Source organism: Slackia sp. (assembly GCF_977041755.1).
In genome coordinates, this window is record NZ_CDRRGL010000021.1 from 1 (window position 1) to 20,549 (window position 20,549).

At 58.4% G+C, this 20,549-nt stretch carries 18 protein-coding genes; 6 read left to right on the forward strand and 12 right to left on the reverse strand.

What is annotated here, in order from left to right; all coding sequences use genetic code 11:
* Positions 1-89: 89 nt before the first annotated feature.
* Positions 90-752, forward strand: a complete 663-nt coding sequence (locus ACWI8T_RS03135; protein WP_329936431.1) for a TetR/AcrR family transcriptional regulator — start codon at positions 90-92, stop codon at positions 750-752.
* A gap of 237 nt (positions 753-989) precedes the next feature.
* Here ACWI8T_RS03135 and ACWI8T_RS03140 read toward each other — a convergent pair whose 3' ends face one another.
* A complete protein-coding gene (locus ACWI8T_RS03140; protein WP_303050881.1) occupies positions 990-1,448 on the reverse strand; it encodes a hypothetical protein in 459 nt (152 codons plus the stop codon).
* 429 nt (positions 1,449-1,877) lie between these two features.
* Between ACWI8T_RS03140 and ACWI8T_RS03145 the strand changes: the two genes are divergently transcribed.
* From ACWI8T_RS03145 to ACWI8T_RS03155, 3 genes are all read left to right on the forward strand, one after another.
* Positions 1,878-2,900 carry a DUF5692 family protein gene (locus tag ACWI8T_RS03145; protein ID WP_443730103.1) on the forward strand — a complete coding sequence of 341 codons (1,023 nt, stop codon included), beginning with the start codon at positions 1,878-1,880 and terminating at the stop codon, positions 2,898-2,900.
* A gap of 73 nt (positions 2,901-2,973) precedes the next feature.
* Positions 2,974-3,933: a DUF5692 family protein gene (locus ACWI8T_RS03150; RefSeq protein ID WP_449137900.1), complete on the forward strand. Its 960-nt coding sequence runs from the start codon at positions 2,974-2,976 to the stop codon at positions 3,931-3,933.
* 45 nt (positions 3,934-3,978) lie between these two features.
* The gene (locus ACWI8T_RS03155; protein ID WP_449137901.1) at positions 3,979-4,716 is read left to right on the forward strand and encodes a TetR/AcrR family transcriptional regulator; all 738 of its coding nucleotides are present in this window, start codon (positions 3,979-3,981) and stop codon (positions 4,714-4,716) included.
* A gap of 57 nt (positions 4,717-4,773) precedes the next feature.
* Here the strand turns inward: ACWI8T_RS03155 and ACWI8T_RS03160 are convergent, their stop codons facing one another.
* The 8 genes from ACWI8T_RS03160 to ACWI8T_RS03195 form a co-directional block, all read right to left on the reverse strand.
* Positions 4,774-5,895 (reverse strand): AI-2E family transporter, encoded by a 1,122-nt coding sequence (locus tag ACWI8T_RS03160; RefSeq protein ID WP_449137902.1) that lies wholly within the window; start codon positions 5,893-5,895, stop codon positions 4,774-4,776.
* A 233-nt stretch (positions 5,896-6,128) separates the two neighbouring features.
* The gene (locus tag ACWI8T_RS03165; RefSeq protein ID WP_449137903.1) at positions 6,129-6,773 is read right to left on the reverse strand and encodes a metallophosphoesterase family protein; all 645 of its coding nucleotides are present in this window, start codon (positions 6,771-6,773) and stop codon (positions 6,129-6,131) included.
* Positions 6,770-7,804, reverse strand: a complete 1,035-nt coding sequence (locus ACWI8T_RS03170; RefSeq protein WP_449137904.1) for an XdhC family protein — start codon at positions 7,802-7,804, stop codon at positions 6,770-6,772. Before ACWI8T_RS03170 ends, ACWI8T_RS03165 begins: the two co-directional genes overlap by 4 nt.
* 12 nt (positions 7,805-7,816) lie before the next feature.
* Positions 7,817-8,611: a selenium-dependent molybdenum cofactor biosynthesis protein YqeB gene (gene yqeB / locus ACWI8T_RS03175; protein WP_449137905.1), complete on the reverse strand. Its 795-nt coding sequence runs from the start codon at positions 8,609-8,611 to the stop codon at positions 7,817-7,819.
* Positions 8,599-9,441 carry a selenium cofactor biosynthesis protein YqeC gene (gene yqeC / locus ACWI8T_RS03180; RefSeq protein WP_449137906.1) on the reverse strand — a complete coding sequence of 281 codons (843 nt, stop codon included), beginning with the start codon at positions 9,439-9,441 and terminating at the stop codon, positions 8,599-8,601. The genes yqeB and yqeC overlap by 13 nt, the downstream gene beginning before the upstream one ends.
* 17 nt (positions 9,442-9,458) lie before the next feature.
* A complete protein-coding gene (locus ACWI8T_RS03185; RefSeq protein WP_449137907.1) occupies positions 9,459-11,750 on the reverse strand; it encodes a xanthine dehydrogenase family protein molybdopterin-binding subunit in 2,292 nt (763 codons plus the stop codon).
* Positions 11,743-12,216 (reverse strand): (2Fe-2S)-binding protein, encoded by a 474-nt coding sequence (locus ACWI8T_RS03190; protein ID WP_449137908.1) that lies wholly within the window; start codon positions 12,214-12,216, stop codon positions 11,743-11,745. Before ACWI8T_RS03190 ends, ACWI8T_RS03185 begins: the two co-directional genes overlap by 8 nt.
* Positions 12,216-13,037: an FAD binding domain-containing protein gene (locus ACWI8T_RS03195; RefSeq protein WP_449137909.1), complete on the reverse strand. Its 822-nt coding sequence runs from the start codon at positions 13,035-13,037 to the stop codon at positions 12,216-12,218. The genes ACWI8T_RS03190 and ACWI8T_RS03195 overlap by 1 nt, the downstream gene beginning before the upstream one ends.
* A gap of 84 nt (positions 13,038-13,121) precedes the next feature.
* Between ACWI8T_RS03195 and ACWI8T_RS03200 the strand changes: the two genes are divergently transcribed.
* Entirely contained in the window at positions 13,122-13,988 is an 867-nt protein-coding gene (locus ACWI8T_RS03200; protein ID WP_449137910.1) for a nucleotidyltransferase family protein, read from the forward strand.
* Between the two features lie 828 nt (positions 13,989-14,816).
* Here ACWI8T_RS03200 and ACWI8T_RS03205 read toward each other — a convergent pair.
* Entirely contained in the window at positions 14,817-15,974 is a 1,158-nt protein-coding gene (locus ACWI8T_RS03205) for an IS110 family transposase (protein WP_449137911.1), read from the reverse strand.
* Between the two features lie 654 nt (positions 15,975-16,628).
* Positions 16,629-18,122, reverse strand: coding sequence for a uracil-xanthine permease family protein (locus tag ACWI8T_RS03210; protein WP_449137912.1), 1,494 nt, complete (start codon positions 18,120-18,122; stop codon positions 16,629-16,631).
* A 346-nt stretch (positions 18,123-18,468) separates the two neighbouring features.
* Between ACWI8T_RS03210 and ACWI8T_RS03215 the strand changes: the two genes are divergently transcribed.
* The gene (locus ACWI8T_RS03215; protein ID WP_449137913.1) at positions 18,469-20,022 is read left to right on the forward strand and encodes an FAD-dependent oxidoreductase; all 1,554 of its coding nucleotides are present in this window, start codon (positions 18,469-18,471) and stop codon (positions 20,020-20,022) included.
* 32 nt (positions 20,023-20,054) lie between these two features.
* Here ACWI8T_RS03215 and ACWI8T_RS03220 read toward each other — a convergent pair whose 3' ends face one another.
* Positions 20,055-20,393: a response regulator transcription factor gene (locus ACWI8T_RS03220; RefSeq protein WP_449137914.1), complete on the reverse strand. Its 339-nt coding sequence runs from the start codon at positions 20,391-20,393 to the stop codon at positions 20,055-20,057.
* Positions 20,394-20,549 lie beyond the last annotated feature (156 nt).

The window sequence follows — 20,549 nt, forward strand, 5'->3', positions numbered from 1 at the left end:
AGAGGGTTTTTGGTTTAGTTTTTTCGTTGAGGCCGTATCGATGCTAGTATCACTGACGTACGATTTCCGACATAAGGCGTTGATGAATTATGGCGACTCCAATGAACACGGAAAACAGCGAGGCATCTGCTCCGCTCACGCCCGAGATTATTTACGCGAAGGCGCTTGAGATTGCCGATGAGGAAGGTATTGAGAATGCGTCTGCGCGAAAAATCGCGACCGCTCTTGGTAAAACCCCCATGGCGCTCTACCGTCATTGCGCCTCAATCAGCGACATTCAGCAAGGCGCGTGTGCCCTTGCATTTTCCGAGGTCGATACGACTCCCATTCCCGGTGAGCGTTGGGACGATACCGTGCGAAGGACGACGGCCTCAATTCGCGCGATGAAAGTTCGGCATGCGAGAGCATGTCTGTTCAAAATCAAAGGCACTGCACTTTCGCCCGCTTTGAGGGCTCATACGGAACGCGTACAAAAGCTGCATCACGACCAGGGCATTCCTCAGGAAATCCTCGAACGTTTCTGGCGCATCGTCGATGCATTCTTGAGTGGGTTCATGATTAATGAAGTGAATATGATCAATGCGCTTCACGATGATGAAATCAGGGTTCCCGTCGATGCGCCCGAATGGGCGGAGACGGTTGAAGGCGCCTATTCCGACCAGGCGTTTCATGATGGAATCGAGATTATTATCGCAGGTATTCGTGCTCTTGCGGCACCTGACCCTTGCGAGTGGTATACACCTGAAGAATAGACGGAAACGGGCCGAGGCGGCCAGAATAGGCTGGCGATTGGCGTCGGCGACGGAGACAATAACGAGCGTTTGATGTGAAGCATTGCCCATGCGAGATTTTCTACATGGCGCGATGGGCGGCGCAGGCTGCGTTTCGCGCCACGAGCCGCAAGATATGCGCCACGGTCATGCTATGCTCCATGTGCCTTGCTTTACGTTCTGGAGGACGACCTTCCTTTTGCCGCGAATTCAATTCGCTCACGCGTTGTTTGTCTTTCCCACCTTTGCTTTCTCGGGTTTTGCTTTCGCCTTTTTCTTGTCGGGCTTATAGACGGAAATCGTGAAGAGCGCAATTACGCATGCGAGCGCCGCGCCAACCGAGGCCGTTGAATATGGCAGAATTGCGAAGCTCACGATAACAGCCACGGCGAGTACCCATTTCGCGACGAGCCAACCGTGCTTTGCGAAACCCCATGGTGTTGAGATACCATACAGAACGGCCGTAGCCATAAGGAGCGGGATACACGGCCCGATAAATTTCCGACGAAACGCTTCAATCGTAAGCTGCGTGTCGGCGCTGGTGAGCCCGAGCGAGGCGCCTCCGTCGAGGCTGAGCGCGAAAAGCGCGATGAACCCACTGAGCCATACGGACGCCGCCGCAAGATGCACGAGGTCAATCGTGCGTTTCGTCATCTTTTTCGCTTTAGGGAATTTCATAGGGCGCAGCCTCGCTGCGTTCGTTGTTGTTCAAACCCGTTAAATGCTACGAGCATTTAACGGGTTTCGATTGTCGCTACGCCGGGTCGTTCGGGAGTGGCGGCTGAGGAAACAGCTTGGCATACGCCTCTACGGCGAGCAGTTTGAGCCATGGCGCACGCCGGTGGCCCATACCATAGGCCTATGTCGGTGATCGCCATGCGCGCAACGTGCGAAAGGCGTGCGCGCCGCGCATGAAGCAGGAAAACAAAGCCGCTCGAACGAATCTCTCTACCCTTGCTTTGACGAATCAACCCTAAAGCGTCAAACCAACGAAAAATCCCCTTGTTACACTGCGGCCAAGAAAGCGAACTGCAGCAATTGGGGCCATCGGGGAAATGGGCCATTCGAACGGGTTCGCAAGTACGCAAGAGGGAAAGGGGAACCGCCATGTTCTTTTACGAGCCGCTTTCGGCGACGGCGATCGTGAGCGTTCTGCTCTATCTGGTATTTCTGATTGGCATGAACGAGCTCTCTCGCCTCAACAAATGGGTCGGCGCCGCAATCTTCATCGCTTTGCCGCTCGCCTTGACCATTTTCGTTTGGCCCCACACCGCTGTCGAAGGCACGGGCGCGGGCACGTGGTTTCAATGGGTGAAAACGTATTCGTGCCTCGCGGGTGCGATTCTCGGATGGCTCATCGTGTACTTCCCCGCCTTCCAGAAGAAATATATCGTGTGCATTCCGCCTATTATTTTCGCTATCAATATTCTTGAGGCGTGCATTCGCGACTTCCAGCTCACGGGCGTCAACGGCATCGTGGATGGTTACATGGTGGTTGGCGGCCCGTGGAATATGATGAACGGCGTCGCGGGCATTCTGAATGCGCTGTGCATCTGCGGTTTCTTCGGCATTATCGTTGGCCGCGGCAAGAAGAAAGACTACGTTTGGCCTGACCAGCTGTGGTTCTGGATTATTGGCTATGACCTGTGGAACTTCGCCTACACCTACAACAGCGTTTCCGATCGCTCCATGTATTGCGGCCTGGTGCTTCTGGCGGCGTGCACGATTCCCGCGTTCTTCATTAAGCGCGGCGCCTATGCTCAGCACCGCGTTCGTACGCTTGCCGTGAACATGATTGTGACCATGACGGTGCCGTGGTTCTTCTTGCACCCGGCGTGCGTGGTGCATTCCACGAACGACCCTGCGGCTCATATGACGATTTCGGCTATTGCGCTCATTTTCAACGTGTGCGTGTTCGTCTACCAGGCTTACACGATTTTCGGCAAGAAGCGCAACCCCTTCAAGCAGGAGCTTTATATTGACAACCCGGGCTTCCGCAAGGTGTACCTCGAAAGCATCGACCTCCCCGAAGGCCAGCGCGAGGCCGCTCTGGCCAACCTGGAGGAGTTCGGCTACGCCGCCGCATGGGATGAAAAGGGCCGCGTGAAAACTATGGTGGAGCGTTCCTAGCGCAGATGGCCGACGCGCCGCTGTGCGTCCTAAACAGCTGCGGCGGGGCGCGCTCGATTCAAGGAGGAAGGCCATGGGTATTCTGTATCAAGCATCCGACCCTATGGTGTGGGCGATTTGGCTGTTCGTCGTGTTCGCCCTTATGGCGTTTAACGAATTTGGACGCACGAGCGTGTGGGGCGGCGCAGCGTTGTTCGTGGTCGCGCCCATCGTGTTCACGATTTTCGTATGGCCCCACACTGCCGCGCCCGGCAACGAGTATGGCACAGGAAACTGGTTCAATTGGGCGAAAACGTATTCCGCGCTAGCGGGCTGCGTTGGATTCATGGCGTTGCGATTCGTGAAATGGCGCGGTGCCGATGGCCGCGAGCATCATTTGTATGAGAAGCGATGGGCGCTGTGTTTTCCGCCGCTCATTTTGGCGATCAATATTTGCGAAGCCGTGGTGCGCGACATTCAGATGTATACCTACGGCCTGTGGGACGGCGCCGTCGTCGACCACGTGTGGATGATTTCCGGCCCGTGGAACATTATGAATGCGATCGCCGGCATTTTGAACATCATCACCATTTGCGGCTGGTTCGGCATTTTCATCTCGAAAGATAAATCGCGCGACATGATTTGGCCCGATATGCTCTGGATGTGGATTATCGCCTACGACCTGTGGAATTTCGCGTACACGTATAACTGCATGTCCGACCATTCAACGTACACGGGTTTGGCTCTCCTCATCGCCTGCACCGTCCCCACGTTCTTCACGAAGCGTGGTGCATGGTTGCAGCATCGCGCGCAAACCCTGGCGCTCTATGCGATGTTCGCCATGGCGCTCCCGCAGTTCTATACGTTTGCGGAAATTCCCACGACGCATAACCCCACTGCATTCTTTGTCGTGAGTCTGATTGCGTTGATTTCCAACGTGGCGCTTGCCGCCTACCAGCTCCATCGAATTCGCGCGCGTAAGCTCAACCCGCTGAAAGATGAGCTCTATAATGACACCAAGAATTATCGAGAGGTCGTTGAAGAGAATCGCTAACCGGCGCGTTTCGTTTTCGTGCATTGCGTTTGGCGCGACGGCCCCATGCTAGACGAAGGAGCCGCCGTGCCGGCGCGAAAGAGTGCTTCCATTTCCGAATTCGCTTCCGACCTGCCGCATCACGTCACGCGCCAGGTGAGGCAGAGCGTGCGGTTGAATGGCGTGGCCGGTGATATCATGCAGGCGGCGCGCGAGCTGTTCGAGACCGAAGGCGTGGTCGCCACGAGCATGGCGGCCATTGCGCGCAAGGCCGGCGTGTCACGCAGCCTTGTGTACTACTATTTCCCAAACAAACAGGCCGTGATCGATGCTGTACTTGACGATTTCCTTGAAGACATCGTCGAAAGCGTATCGACATGGAACGAGCTGCGTGCGTTCGGTGACACGCCTTCAGAGCTGAAGAAATGCGTTGCCGCGTTCAGGCGCACTTTGTATACGAGTTCGGGGCAGCCGCGCCCCATGTTCGCTGTGCTTGAAGAGCTGGGGATGCGCGACCAATTTGCTACGCGGGCCGTTCGTGAAAGCGTCGCCTGCATTCAGAACTACATCGTGTCGGAATATATGGCGTATCGAACCATTGACATTCAGCTGATTCCCGAGACGTTCGGCCTGGTGCTTTTTGGTATCGTAGGTATGATGAAGGCGAAGCCCGACATCACCGACGAAGAGCTCGCGACGCTCATTGCACAAACGCTTCGCCTTGATATGACGGTGATGGCTCCCCCGCCGTGGCCCGAGCATCCCGATGCGTCCACCCTTCAAACGGAAGCTCAGATGCGGTAATGCCTTGGGCCCGATTTGGTCGTCAAACCTGCTAAACGCTACGAGCATTTAGCAGGTTCAGCATTTAGCAGGTTCTTTTTCCTCGTCCATTTTGGCGAAGTGCTCCATGAGCAGCGTGCGCACGGTGGAAATCACGGGCACGCCCAAAAGCACGCCTAGAAGGCCGAACAGCGAGCCGCCGGCGATAACCGCGACAAACACCCAGATGCTCGGCAGACCCACCGACTGGCCCACGACGTTCGGGTAAATCAAGTGGCCCTCGATTTGCTGCAGAATAATCAGGAAGATGATGAACTGTACCGCTTGCAAGGGGTCTTGCGACAGAATCATCGCAGCGCCCATGATGCCGCCGATCCATGCGCCGGCGAACGGAATGAGCGAGGTCACGCCCACAATAAGGCCAATTGAGGCTGCGTAGGGAAAATGCAGGATGGTGCCGCCGATAGCGCACAGCGTACCCAAGATGACTGCCTCGATGCATTGGCCGCGAATAAAGCGTGAGAAGCAATCGTTGGTAATGGCGCATGCGTGGAGCACGCGCTCGCGCACCTCGTCGCTGGGAATGAGAGTCGCAAGGCGCATAGCGCCGGCATGCACGCGGTCTTTGTCGAGCAGCAGGTACAGCGCGAAAATCATGCCCAGCAGAATGGACAGCGTCACGTGTGCGACCTCGCCGCTCGTTTGGGCCACGATGCGCAGCGCTTGGTCGGTTCCGCCTATGGCTGCCAGGGCTTTCTCGCCCAGGGAGCTCCATGTGGCATCGTTGAGGATCATGCTCTTTTCGGCGCCGGGGAGGTTCGCAATCGCTTCCGAAGCCATGGTCGCGCCTTCGGAGACGCCATTGATGGTAGCCGCGCCGACCGATTTGAACTCGCTGCCCACGAATGTGATGAGCGCAACGAGCGCGAGCGTGACAGCGGCAATTGCCAAAATGACACAAATCGGGCGGCGGCTCTTAGTGACAAAGACGTTGGTCGAGCGGGGGAACCATCGCGATTCCAGGCTCGCGGCGATGAAGTTGAGCAGGTATGCCATGACGGCGCCCACCGCCAGCGGCTGCAATGCTTGGCATACGGTTGAGAAGATTTCGCACACGCCGTCGAAGCGAACGACGATGAGTGCTGCCGCTGCGATGGCCGCTACAAGAATAAGAACGTATCGAATGCTGTGCTTGTTCATTGGGTCCTGTCGGTTGGTGGGACGAGGCACCGTGCGCCCCTGCTTGCTTTTCACACCAGTATAAACGCGCGTGGCGAGGAAGCGGCGCGATTGCCTACTTGTCGGCCTTTCGTGAAGAGGTCTTCACGTGGTCGACATGTAGAGCTCGCGGTCGATGGATCGGCATAAAGGAAGGAATGAACCTTCAAAATATGGAATATGCCAAAGATTGAGCTTAGCGCCACGCCGTAAATTCAGCGCTCTTCCAGCGCCTCCACTTTGCGCTTTTCATCTGCAAGAAACGCATCGAGCTGAGCGTCTTCTGTTTCGTTGACCCAGAAGGGCCATTTCACGCGTGTTGGATATGTCACGCCATCGAATCGTGCGTGCAGCTGCGCCAGACTTACGGGGCGATATTCGTTCGCATCGACGCCCGCATCAAAGCGCAAAAGCCCCTGTGCAAGGTTTGCATCGTTATAGGCGGACCCTTGGCTGTGAATATGCCCGTGAATGTGCCAGCTGCCGTGTCCCATCGATTGCCAATCGGCCATGGGGTAATGGCTCATCACGATCTTCACGCCGTCGACTTTCAATACCTTGATTGGCGGTTCTGCAATGAACGCGTCGGCGACTTCGGGCTGCCGCCAATCTTTATCGTGATTGCCGTGCACGAGATGGATTTTCTTGCAGTGAATGAGTTTCCGCAGCTCATAGGCTTGCTGCACGGTGAGCTTGAATGAAAAGTCACCCAGGATGTAAAGCTCGTCGCTCGGTTCGACGCATGCATTGATATTCTCGATGAGCGCATAGTTCATATCATCGATATCATCCCATGGCCGCTCGCTGAATTTCAGCACGTTGGCGTGTCCGAAATGGGTGTCGGAAGTAAACCATATCATTGCGATTCGCCTGTCCCCCTCCGCATTTCCGCGCGGCGCATGATGCACTCCGCCGCGACGCTCACGGCGATTTCCTCGGGCGTTTCTGCGGTGATGTCAAGGCCGATGGGCATATGTACGGCGTCAATCGCCTCTTGCGGTATTCCCGCATTCAGCATGAGCTCTCGTCCGGTTGCGATTTTTCGCCGTGACCCCATGAGTCCGACGTATGCCAAAGGCCGGCGAAGCACCTGCTCAAGAAGGGCGTAATCGCTGCGATGGGTGTGTGTCATGATGATGACGAAATCGTGCTTGTCCAAGGTCAGCGACGCTGCGATGTTGTCGTAGTCGCCCAAGATGACATCATGCGCTTCGGGCACGCGCGAGTGCTGGGCGAATTCGGGGCGGCAATCGAACAGTGTGCAGCAGAACCCGACGCGCGAGAGGGCCGATACGGTCGCGCGGCCCACGTGCCCGCCGCCGAAAACGATGGCTCGCGCGGGCAGCGAGACGGGCATCACGAAACGGCCGTCAATGACGGCTCTGTGCTCAAGGCCTGCGATGAGGCTCGCCTGCATGCCGCGCTCTCCTGCCAACGGCGCACCGTTGGCATCGAGCAGGGCGACAGTGCTTTCGTTCGATTGTTCGCCTTCGGGACATTTCACGACGAGATAGGAAGGAATGCGCTGGTCAATGCATCGATGCATTTCGCGTGCAGCATCGCGCCAATGCGTATCGCTGGCATTCACGGGCGTGTACAGAAGGGTCGCATCCCCGCCGCAGGCCATATCGAGGCCTTTTTTGGAGGCGAGCTTCAGTTCCATGTTTTCGACGAGGCTCAGATTGCCGCCCAGCATGCCACGCGCTTTCTTGATGGCGTGGGCCTCGACGGCGCCGCCGCCAATGGTGCCGCACACAAGCCCGTTTTCGTCGACGAGCATTTGCGAGCCCGCGTGGCGTGGCGTGGAGCCTTTACTTTCCATTATGGTAACCAGCACTAAATCGTGTGCCTCGCGCGAGGCACGCACAATATGTTCTGCAATCGTTCGCATGTTTTATTCCGCCTATGCTTTCGTGAGCGTGTCGCTCAAATGAAGAATGGCTTCCAGCACGCCGCCTGCGACTGCCAGGCCTTTGTCCGATACCGTTTCGCAGTGGCTCACTTCGTCGCGCGGATCGATATCGCCGCACTTCAAGCCCTTGGTAACGCGCGTTCCTCCAGCAAGCAGGCCTCGTAGCGTGCCGGTGAGGGTGGCAATAACAGGGGCGTCGTCCACGTATGCGACGGCCTGTCCCGCCTCGACGTGGTCGCGAATTGAAGCGACTTCGCGGAAGGTGCCACCGCTTGGCGCACGCAAAACGCGCTCACCTGCGAAACCGCCTACAAGCCCCGGCACTGCGGTGTTTGGAAGTGCCGAACCCTCGTAATACACGCGACCGAGCGTGTGACCGCGCATGGTTTCGACCACGGCGTGGCAGTCGTCGCCCGCCGTGAATCCAGGACCAACGCCAATTACGATAGGTGCCATGCCGATGGTGGTTCCCACGTTGCGCTTGGCCAAAATGGCGTCGACCAGCACATCGGGTTCAAGCCAAATGCATGAGCATTTCGGGTCGACGAGCACGGGAACGACCCCTTCGAGTGCTCGTCGCAGCGCATCATCGACGCTTTCAGCACGCACGCCAATGACGCCTTCCACCTGGGTTTTCCCTGAACGAATAGCTTCGCTGAAGGCGACTGTGCGACGGACCGTCAAGGGATGTTCGACCTCCGTCATAATGACGGAGGCGCCGCATTTGTGCAGGCGCAACGCAATCGCGCTGGCAATATCGCCAGCTCCGCGGATTATCGCAAGCATCGAAATTCTTTCCTCCAAAGGCTTCCCGCAACCACGGGGGTTGTGCAGAGCGCCGCAATGCGCTCGGCGACTCGCCGGTCGTCGTCGGATTCAACCTTGTTGATCAAAACCATATCGTGCAGGCCTTCGGCTTCAAGCACGCGCGCTACCATTTCGGGCGTTACGGCATCGGCTGTCGAGGCGTCTGCCAGCTGCGCAAAGCGTTCCGCTCGGTGGCAGGCCTGCGAAATAGGGCTGCCCACGCCATCGATCCCCACGACGCAGACCGTTCGCTTCGCGCATTCGGGAATCATAGGCTCGTGTTCCGCATGCGCCTTCAGGGGCAGCATTTTTGCTCCATCGGCTTCAACGAGCAGGTAGTCGGCCGCGGCTTCCAGTTCCGAAAACGCCATGCGCGGCGCGTCAAGCTTGCCCGTTGGCCCATGGATGTTCCCCACGCAGACGATGGGGTGCGTCGATAGCGCTAATCGCACTTCGTCCATTGTGGGGTCGAGCAGAACCGGACACCAATCGGGTACGAGCATTTTGGTGCTCGTGGCCACGATTACGTGTGCGCGGCGCGGCTCTTCGGCGATGGCATTCTCTTTTGCGGCAGGGCGCCTGGTTGACGGCTCGCCGCCATCAACCGACGGCTTATCGCCTGCGGCCTTCTCCGTCGGGCGGTCTTCGTTCGGCGATTTTCCGACCTGGGGCTTATCGGTTGCAGTTTCAGCGGCTACGAACTCCGCGTTCGCGGCTCCTCCGGTTGCCAGCTCTTCGGCCAGGGCGCGCAAAAGCGTCGATTTCCCGCCGCTTCCGATGATGGCCGTGGTTTTCCGCGGTATGTGCAAAAACTCGCTTAGAATGCCTACTCCTCGGGTTTCGCGAGCACGATATGCTCGGGCAGAATGGGCAGCTCGCGATGCCACACGCCCGTCGCGCGGTAAATTGCCTGCGTAATCGCGGGGGCCGGCGTATTAATGACGATTTCGCCGATTGACTTCGCGCCGAACGGACCCGTGGGTTCGTAGGAATTCTCAAACTCGACGCGAATGCAGCCCGTGTCAAGACGAGTGGGCAAACGGTACGTGAACAGGTTTGATTCGCGAATGCGGCCCTTGGGCGTGCGCGTCACGTCTTCCATGAGCGTGTGGCCGATGCCCTGCACGATGCCGCCTTCGGCCTGAATGCGCGCAAGTGCCGGATTGATGGGAATACCGCAGTCGACGACGCTCGCGTAATTGAGCACTTCAACTACGCCGGTTTCGCGGTCAAGTTCAATCTCGGCCATGCCCACCATGAACGGCGGCGGCGAGACAGGGGAAGAATGCATGGCGGTGGCTTCGGGCGCCAGGCAATTGCTTACCTGGCTTTTCGTGGCCACATCGACGAGTGACATTTCCTCGCCCGTCGCTTCGCGCACCACGCGCCCGTCTTCGAAGCTCAGCTCGTTCGCGTCGCACTCCAGCGCTTCGGCGGCGATGGCGCACAAGCGTTCTTTCAGCTGCGTGCACGCCTTTTGCACGGCCATGCCGGTGACATACGTGGTGGAAGAGGCATATGAGCCCGAATCGTAGGGCGACGCGTCGGTATCGGCGCCAAACACGGAAACGTCGTCGACCGAGCAATCCATATGCTCGGCGACCATCTGCGCCAAAATGGTGTCGCAGCCTGTGCCCATGTCCGCCGCGCCGATGATCAGCATGTACGTGCCGTCGTCGTTGAGCTTGATGGTGACCGAGCCCACGTCAATGCCGGAAATGCCTGAGCCTTGCATCGACATGCCCACGCCCGCCGCGCGAACCTTGCCGTTGCCCATGTCACGCACGGGGTATTTCGCTTTCCAGTCGAACATGTCGGCGCAATGCTTCAAGCAGCGGTCGAGCGCGCACGCATTGGCGATTTCGCCGAAGTACGCGGGCATCTCCATGCCTTCCCGCACCATGTTCTGTTCGCGCAGCTCAACGGGGTCGCGGCCGAGCTTTTCGGCCAGCTCGTTCACGGTGGTTTCAACGGCGAATTGGCCCTGCGTGGCGCCGAAGCCTCGGTAGGCGCCCGAAGGCTGCATGTTCGTGTACACCACGTTTGCGGTAAATTTGAACGCTTCGAGCGATCCGGTATACAGCGGAATGGACTTATGGCCAGTAAGGCCGACCGTCGCCCAGCCGTGCTCGCCATAGGCGCCCGAATTCGACAGCGTGGTCACGCCGAGCGCGCGAATGCGGCCGTCGTTGTTCGCGCCCAGGCGCACGGTGATTTCCATTTCGTGGCGCGGAGAGCCGCAGGTCTGCGATTCTTCGCGCGTGTATACGCACATGGCGGCGCGACCCGTCTTCATCGTGACGAATGCGGGGTACACCTCGCACACTGCAGTCTGCTTCGCGCCGAAGCCTCCGCCGATGCGGGGCTTTTCGACGCGAATGCGGCCTTTCGGAATGCCGAGCGCGTTCGATAAGATGCGGCGCACATGAAAGACGACCTGCGTGGATGAAATCACGTGCAAGCGTCCGTAACGGTCGAGCTCGGTGTAGGTGCGGAAGGTCTCCATCATTGCCTGGTTGTAGGCCTTGGTGTGGTAGGTGCGTTCCAAAACCACATCGCAATCTGCCAGCACGGCCTCGATGTCGCCGCCTTCGTCGGCCGTGGTACCCACGAGGTTGCGCGTATTGTCGCCGCCCAAATCGCACAGCATGCGCCAGTTGTCTTCGGGATGCACGAGCACCGGGTTGTCTTTGGCGGTGCGGAAGTCCAAAACGGGTTCGAGTACGTCGTAGGTAACCTTGATGCGATCGAGCGCCTTATTGGCGGCTGCTTCATTTTCGGCAGCGACGATTGCCACCACGTCGCCTACGAAGCGAACGTGGCGATCGATGATGAGGCGGTCGTAGGGGCTCGTTTCGGGGTAGGTTTGGCCCGCGTTCGAAAAGCGCTCGTTCGGCACGTCTTCCCACGTGAATACGTCAACCACGCCGGCGACCTTTTTCGCCTTCGAGGTGTCGATAGTCTCGACGATGGCATTGGCGTGCGGGCTTCGCAGCAGCTTCACTACGAGCGCATCGCGCACGATATCTTCGGTATACAGGGGCTTGCCCAGCAGCTGCTGCATCGCGTCTTTCTTGCGGACCGACTTGCCCACCGATTGGTACTCGGGTCTATTCATGGTTGGCCCCTTCCTCATGCCTACTGTTCAGGAAGGCGCGGATACCGCGCAGCTGGCCTTCATAGCCCGAGCAGCGGCACAGGTTGCCGCTCAGGTACGCGAGAATTTCCCCGTCAGACGGGTTGGGGTTTTCGCGAAGCAGCGCGATGGTATTCATGACGAAGCCGGGGTTGCAAAAGCCGCATTGCTCAGCGCCTTGGTCGGCAATGAAGCCGACGAATTCCGACGCTTCTTCTTGCAGGCCTTCGAGCGTGTGCACGCTGCGGCCGTTGGCGCGCGCCGCGAGCGTTGAGCACGAAAGCACGGGTTCGTCGTCCATGAGCACGGTGCACAAACCGCAGCTCGAGGTTTCGCAGCCGCGCTTCACGCTCAAGCAGCCATGCGTGCGCACGAAATCGATGAGGAGCGTGTCGGCGGGAACGTCGTCGGAAACCATGGTTCCGTTCAGCTTGATTTTGATTTCCATTACTGCACCTCTTTCAGGGCCAGAAGCGCGCGACGCGTGAGCACGGGCACGAGTGCGCGTCGGTATTCGGCGCTGCCCCACATGTTGCCCGAGACGGTCACGGCGCCGGCGGCGTAGTCGGCGAACGCGGCGGCGCTTTCCTCGGTAATGCCGCCGGCGAGGAGCCCCTGCTCATCGCGAAGCACCACGGCACGCGCGGGACGCGAACCCACGACGACGCGCCACTCACCCGCCACCTGGGCCGCAGCGCAGTTCAGTGAAGGGATGTCAGTGCGCTGCTTGCGCACGGCTTGGTACGAGAACGCGCCCGGCTGCTTCTTCACGATGAGGCGCACCAAAACGTCTTTGTCGTAAGGCATGCGCGAGAATTCTTCCAGGGGCACGATGCCGCCTTTGTAGAGTTCGACGTAACTATCCATGGCAAGGAAAACCGTGAGGATGTCGGAAAAGCCCATGCGGCGCCACAGGCTTCCGCCGAGCGTCGCGCCGTTGCGGAACTGCACGCCTACGATGTCTTTGAAGGCTGCTTCCAGCGCACCGCAGGAATAGGCGGCGAGGCCTGGATGCTTCTCCATTTGGCGCAGGGTGACCATGGCGCCAATGCGAAATTCCTCGTCGGTTTCTTCGATTTGCTTGAGGCCCAGATCGCACAGATCGATGGCGGTGCCGAAGGAGTGGGTGCCCATTTTCATCCACATGGTGCCGGCCACGATGCGGTTGCGCTTTTTCTGGTTGAGCTCCCAGGCTTCGTCGAGGGTTTGCGGGCGCTCGTATTTTTGGAAGGTAATAATGTTTCTCGCCCCATTACTTGAGGTTGGCATAGTCGTTCATATTATACTGTGGCCTGCGATTAATTCTCAAATTCAGCCCGTCCAACCATCGAATTTGCAAAGGCGAATACCGCTATGCCACACGCTGCCGACAACCGCACATTGAAGCACGGATGCATCGTTATGGCATCGGGCGTGGGAGCGCGTTTCGGGGGCAATAAACTCATGGCCGAGCTTTGCGACGCGCCGCTGGTCGGCCATGTTGTGCGAGCAACCGATGATTTGTTCAGCCGGCGCGTGGTGGTCGCGCGCCATGCTGATGTGGCTGCGTTGTGCGAGACGCTGGGCGCGCAAGTGATTTTGCACGACGAGCCATGCAGAAATGACACGGTGCGCCTGGGCATGGAGGCCATGGACGGGTGCGATACGGTCACGTTTGTCCAGGGCGACCAGCCGCTTATTCGTCCAGCGAGCATCGTCGCGCTTCTTCGTGCCGCCGAACGCGATGCTGCTGGTGCCGTGAGACGCGATGCTGCGGGGCGCGGCGTTGCGGATGTTGCGGGATGCGATGCTGTCGGTGCAGCGCTGGCCGATACTGCGGAAGGCGGCGTTGCGGAGGACTACGCCATGGAGCTCGATGCTGTGGAGTGCGACGTTGACGCCGCTGCTGGGTGTGATGCTGCGGAATCCGATGTCGCCGGTGCCGCGAAACATGACGCCGTGGGGTGCAATGCTGCAGAGAGCGGCGTTGCGCGCATTTGGCGCACCAGTTTCGATGGCATGCCGGGCGCGCCCGTGCTTTTTCCTTCATGGGCGTTCGATGAGCTTCGTTCTCTTCCCCGTGGTAAGGGTGGCGGCTTCGTGGCAAAAGCGCATGCGGAATGCGTTCGAACCATCGAGGTTTCAAGCGAATGGGAGCTGTTTGATGTGGATACGCGCGACGATTTGGAGCAGCTACAGACACATGTTGCGCGCTGCGGCAGTGCAGGTTTGCCGCGCTGACGCTTTTCGTCGCGCCATTTTTGCCTGCGCGTTCCATCCAGCGTTCTAGGCATGTGCCCCAGCTGGGTGTTCTGCTGCGCCCCTTGGCTAGATATCCCAGCTGGGTGTCCTGTTGTGCTTTCTGGCCCGATGATGGGCACCCATAACATTCAGCCCATTGCGTTCGTAACCGAGTGCCGTCGATTCAGTTTGATGCAATTTCCCAGTTCGCAGCTTCCGTTCTTTATTCTGACACTTCGCTTATTCCATCACTCCTGAGAGCTTCTTTCTGCTGGTTGCAAATTTGGTTTTTGCCGCATTGCCACATGCGGCATTGCATGGGCCGCGTGTGGCATTGCTCGGCATGCGCGAAATTACCGTTAATTTTTACTCTTTCCCTCCCCTCTTTTCTCGGTTTCTTTCATCTTCTCTTCGTGCTTGCTCCGGGCTTGCTTCGAGTCTACTGTTGGTGCCTTCTTGAACAATTTGCTCTTGCTTGAAATTTGGTCCGAATTGTCAACTTTTTGGCACAAATTTGCGGTTGTGCACGATGGGGAACGCATTGTTCCTGCCTCCGGTAAATCGTGACCTGGGATTTTGCAAAAACGAAGCATCTTTGGGGCCTTTTCGGAGTGCTAAGACCGTTCACAACCGCAAATTTCTGCCATTTTTTGCAAAATCGGGACATGGCTTGGGCCGCGTCGGCTCGTTCGGGCTTGCCGTGGAGGGATTTATGGGGGGTGTTCCTATAGTTTTGTCAATTGATTTGTTGGCGAATTTCGCTCGATGGGGACAACGCTGCCGCGGGCCCCGTAAGGGGCCTGCGCTTTTTCTTTTCCAATCGGCTCGCTAGGCCGAGTACGGGACCTTGTCCCGCATAATCGCGTAGATCACCTTGAGCCGTTTCCTCGCAACGGCCTTCAGGGCCTTGCCGTGCGGCATGCCCCTGTCGCGGCAGCGCGCGTAATAGCCGCCCCATCGGTTGCGGCTGCGCGCTAGGCAGTTGCACGAGAATACGAGCAGGTTCTTCAGCCTCTTGTTGCCCTGCCGCGACGCCGACACCGACGATATCGACGTGCCTGACCGCCGGTTGCGCGGCGCCAGCCCGCAGTACGAGGCCAGCCTGTCGTGGCTCGGGAAGTCGGCTATGTCTATGGATATGACCAGCTCGGAGGCCGTTCGCGGCCCTATGCCGGGCACCGTGAGCAGGCACCTGTACGTCTCGTCGGCGGAAAGCAGCGCCGATATCTCGGAGGTCAGCGACTCGATCTCGGCGGCGTTCTCCGATATCCTTCGCGCGAGCAGCCAGACGGCGCGGTCCTCGCAGGCGACGGCCGCCGGGTGCGGCCTGCTCGACGATCCGACGGATTCGACCAGCGCAGCCACCTTGGCGCGCCCGCAGCCGCGCGTGAGCGCCCCGACGGCCTGCGGCGACGCCTCGGATATCGACCACGGGCCGCCGACGGCGGCCATGAGCTTGAGGGTCGCCGGGTCCGAGAGGTCGGCGTGCGCCTCGAATTCCGGGCACGATTCGAGCAATATGCTGCGGAGCCTGTTCTTGCTGCGCGTGTTCTCGCAGGTCAGGAAGTCCCTTTGCGCGGCGAGCGACCTGGCCGCCTCTATTTCCGGCGGCCTGTCGGCCACCGGCAGCAGCGCGTCGGGTATGCCCAGCGCCGTCTTCGCGATGACCATCGCGTCGCGCTCGTCGGTCTTGGCGTCGCCGGCGAACAGCCTCGACGCGCCGTGAGCGGCGAGCCCGGGCAGGTACGCGCGCGGCATCCCAGCGAGCCTGGCGCGCGAAAGCGCCAGCGACCCGATGTTGCGGACCTGGTCGACGACGACCAGCGCGCCCGGGTACTGCGCATAGAGCCCGTCGATGGCATTTTCCCTGTTCAAGACAGGCTTGCTTGCCAGAAGCTCGCCCTCGCGCGTGACCACGCACGCCCAGTGCGACGACTTCCCGACGTCGAGCCCTATGACGATTTCCGGCCTGGCGGGTGGTGCCATGGTGGTATCCTCCAATCGGTAGGCCGATCGGAAGCCCTCCCCTCGACACCCACATTACCTGGCCGTGGCCCCCGGGCCCGGCAGTTTCCTATCAGTCGTTCGGAGCGGCGAGCGTCCTCGGTGGCAACACCCCCCGGGCCCTCGAGGGGCAGGGGCACGCGGCCATCCGGGGACGCCCGATCGGCGGCCCTTCGGGGCTTGGCCAAACTGTAGGCCATGCGCCGAATGCTCGCCACCGAAGTTCATCGATGGCTTATCTCAGACTGTAATGGGGTGCTGTGGGAATGGACGCGGAAAAGCTTGCTTGCTAGGCAAGCGCTGTGATAGTCCGATTGGGCCTGCGTTGCGAAAGTTCGCATGCGACAGTGCGCGCAGAAAGCGCATGCGGAAAAGCCCGACCACGCAAGTGCGATGGAAATGGGTTCGAGAATGATCGCTCCGTTTGGGCATGATAAGCGCAATTGGGGATGAGCTCATCGATTGGATACGATGGGTGCGGTTGAAAGGAGCCGTTTCATCGTTCGCATTTCGACCAGGCAACACAGAACGGCGCCCTGTCTCTCGCGAAAGAAACAGGGCGCCGTTCGTTTGGATGTATAAGAACGATTTGAGCCAAAAGTTCGAATGCCAACCTTGAGCCGCTCGTTTAGCTCGTTAGGCGTTCGCGTCCTTCTCGGGCGTTTTCTCGTTTTCGTCTTTGGGAAGCACGATGTTCAAAATGATGGCGACCGCAGCTGCGGCGACAATGCCAGAGCCGCCGAAAATCAGGCCGACGAACTCGGGCGAACCAGCCAGCACGGCGGGGTTCGCGCCAATGCCGTAGCCTAGGCCAAGTGCGACGGAAACGATGCTCAAGTTGCGCGGCGTAAGGGGTTCGCGTGTGATCAACTGAATGCCGCTCACCACGATGGAGGCGAACATCATAACGGCCGCGCCGCCGAGGACCGACTGGGGCATGATGGAGACCACGGCGCCGAGCTTCGGGCACAAGCCGCACAGAATCAGGAATACGGCGCCGCAGGCCAGGGCCTTGCGGTTGACCATTTTGGTCATGGTGACCAGGCCGACGTTCTGGCTGAACGAGGTGTTGGGCAGCACGCCGAACATGGCTGCGAGCGACGAGCCCAAGCCGTCGCACACAACGCCGCCAGAAAGCTCTTTGTCGGTAGCCTCGCGGTTCATGCCGCCTTGCGTAACGCCCGAAATGTCGCCAACAGTCTCGACGGCCGTGACGATGAACATCACCAGCACAGGCGCGATGGCTCGCATGTCGAAGACGGGCATGACGGGCAGAAGGTTCGGAATGGCGAACCATGACGCCGCAGCGACCTTATCCCAGTTCAGAACCCATGCCTTTGTGTATTCCACGCCATCGGCGGTCACGCCAGTCGTAGGAAGAACCAGGCCCATGATGCCGGCGACGACGTAACCTACGATAATGCCAGCCAAAATGGAAGAGGCGCTTACAAAGCCTGTGGTCGCATGCTTCACGGCGAGAATGACGATGAGCACGACGAGCGCCAAGCACAGATTCTCGAACGAGCCGAAGTCGGGTGCGGTGTTGCCGCCGCCGAAGGCGTTCACGCCGACGCTGATAAGGCTTAAGCCGATGGAAAGCACGACGGTGCCCGTAACGACCGCCGGGAAGAAGCGGCGTAGGGGTTTCAGGAAGAAGCCCAGAACGGCCTCGAACAAACCGCCGATGAGCGATGCGCCCATGATGGCGCCATAGGCGATAAGGCCGCCGCCCATCGATGCGGCCACCGAGTTAAACACGCCGATGAAGCCTGAAGACGTGCCCATGATGATGGGCACCTTGCCGCCGACGGGGCCAATGCCGAAAAGCTGGATGAGAGTTACGACACCCGCAATCCACATGGCATTTTGCAACAGGGAAAGCTGCACGTCGGCGAATTCGGCGCCGGCCAATCCGCACGCGCTCGTCACAATAAGCAGCGGCGTTAGATTTCCCACGAACATTGCCAGAACATGCTGCAAGCCTAAGGGGATTGCTTGCGCGAGCGGCATGTCGCCCTCGAACGAGAATACGCCGAGCGACCTCGTTTTCTCGGGGGTCTCTTTCGGAGATTCACCCGCAGGCTCTTCTGCTTGAGCCTGCGCTGCGACCTCCTGTTTTTCATCTGTCATTGGCATCCCTTTCTGAAAACACATTAAGAGAAGAAAATAGCACTCCACCACGCTATTTTGAAGAAGCCAAAATAAGATTTTTGACCTGTAAACATATTCTTTTTCGAGAACGATTTGAATCAGGGCATGGTTTCCCTCTCCGTTTAATCTCGGCAGCGAATGGAATTCAGAATGCGTTCATTGTCTGGCCTGATACTGCACCGAACTCCTTCGCTCTTCGTGCTGTTCAATTCGTCATCGAGCCTTTCTCACCCGCTCATTCTTTTCGTGTGACAAGGTATTCGTGCGTTTCGGGCATCATGAAGCTGCGCGGCTGGTCGAATGCCGCATATAAGGAGGAGGGAAAATGAAGACTATCAACCGTAGGTCATTCTGCGCGGGTGCTGCGATTCTTGGCGGAAGTTTTGCTTTGGCGGGATGTTCGGGTACCGCCTCGAAGCAAGCCGATGAGGAAAAGCCCAAGGGTGAGATTATCGAAACCGATATTGCGGTTATCGGGTCGGGTCTTGCTGGTGAGGCGTGCGCGCTTGCCGCTGCCCAAAATGGCGCGAAAGTCGTGCTCGTAGAGAAGTCGCCGACTTTGGGCATTTCGTTCCAGACTTCGAAGGGCAATGTTTCGATTTATCAGGGTGTCGAAAACGAGGAGTTCTGGCAGTTCGTTTCCGAGACGACCGACACCATGGATGAGTTCCTCGCTCGTTTCAAAAAGGCAACCGAGACCGGCAAAGTCGATGTGCCCTACCCCGATTACGATCGCGTGAAAGCGCTTATGCAGGCGAGCTGCGAGACGGTGAATTGGGTTGAGAAAACGGGAATTGATTTTATTCAATCGTTCACTAAAGAGAAGGTTGGGACCGATACCGTATGGCCCGATACGAGCGCTGACGCCTCAAAGGCCGCTGGTCAGCTCATCACTGAGAAAATGACCGCAGCTCTGGAAGACGCGGGCGTAGAAATTTTGCTTGAGCATGAGGCAACCGAGCTGGTGACCGAAGATGACAAGGTTACGGGCGTTGTTCTGCAGTCGAACGGTAAAACTAAGACTGTTGCGGCGAAAGCGACGGTTCTTGCATGCGGTGGTTTTGGCGGAAGCGTCGACTACCTCAACGAGCTTGTTCCTTCGGTTGAAAAAATCGGTTTCCAGTATTTGGGCAATGCGATGAACACCGGTGACGGAATTACCATGGGAAAAGCTGTTGGCGCAGCGCTTTATGACAATTGCTGGGTGATTCCTTTCAATGTTATGCCCTCCAGGAAGCTCACCGAAGTTGATCCGTCTTTTGCGACGCTCGTTGATATGTCTATGTCGACCAAGCCCCTCGAGGGAGGCGGGGTTGCGAGCAAGATGCTCGTTGATGCTCAGGGCAAGCGCTTCGTCAACGAAGCTGGTCCGGGAATCCTGCTCGCCTCGAGCATGGCTGATCACGACGTCGCTCCGTATTATGCGCTTTTCGATAGTACGAATGCCGAGGCGTGCGAGATTCTTGAGAAGGGCATTTCGACTGGAGACGTCATTAAGGCCGACACCATTGACGACCTCGCGTCGGCGATGGGCGCCGTAGCGCTTGCCGAAACATTCGCTTCGTATCAGGCATTTGCCGAGGGTTCCGTTGAGGACGAATACGGGAAGTCCGTCGAAAAGGCGGTCGCGTACGGTGAGGGTCCCTACTACCTCGTGAGTTATGTTCCCTCATACGTCGCGACCATGGGAGGCTTGAAGACCGACAGCGACTGCCGCGTTGTTGATGACGCTGGCAACGCCATCGAAGGTCTATGGGCGATTGGCGAGATCACGCATCGATTCATGTATAACCGTAGCTTCGTGCGCCATTGTTCGAATTCCGTTGGATTGTCAATGGGCCGCCTTACGGGTGAAGCAATCGCTGAAAACCTCGCTTAATGAAAAGGCGTGGCGGCAACTCACGGTGCCCGCTACGCCTTCTCTTTTGCGTTTTTGAATGATTCGGCGCGCATCTCTTCTATTGCGTCAATAAGCTCCTGACGCGAATGTACGCCAATTTTTGTATAAGCCCTGCGCAAGTGCGTTTTAACAGTGTGCTCCGAGAGCATATACCACTCAGCTAAATATCTTGCGCTTCGTCCAGCAGCGAATTCGCGCACGATTTGTGCCTCGCGGTTGGAGAGGGCGTAGCGCTGTACGAGCATATCGAATGCTTCGTCCCACGGGTCTGCGTCTGGAGCGATTGGCGCATTCTCTTCGCTTGTCAGTGTTGTATCGCTTGTGACCTTGTTGGGCTCGACCGCCTCCATGGGGGACGATTGTTGCCCGTCTTCATCGGGGGCGGTTTCGTCGAAGCCGCCCCGTAAGCGTTTTGAGGAATAACGCAAATAGGCGAAGAATATGGCCGAAACGGCAATTGCAAGCGCCCAAAGGCTTACGGCACTTACGGCGCTCTGAACGATGAG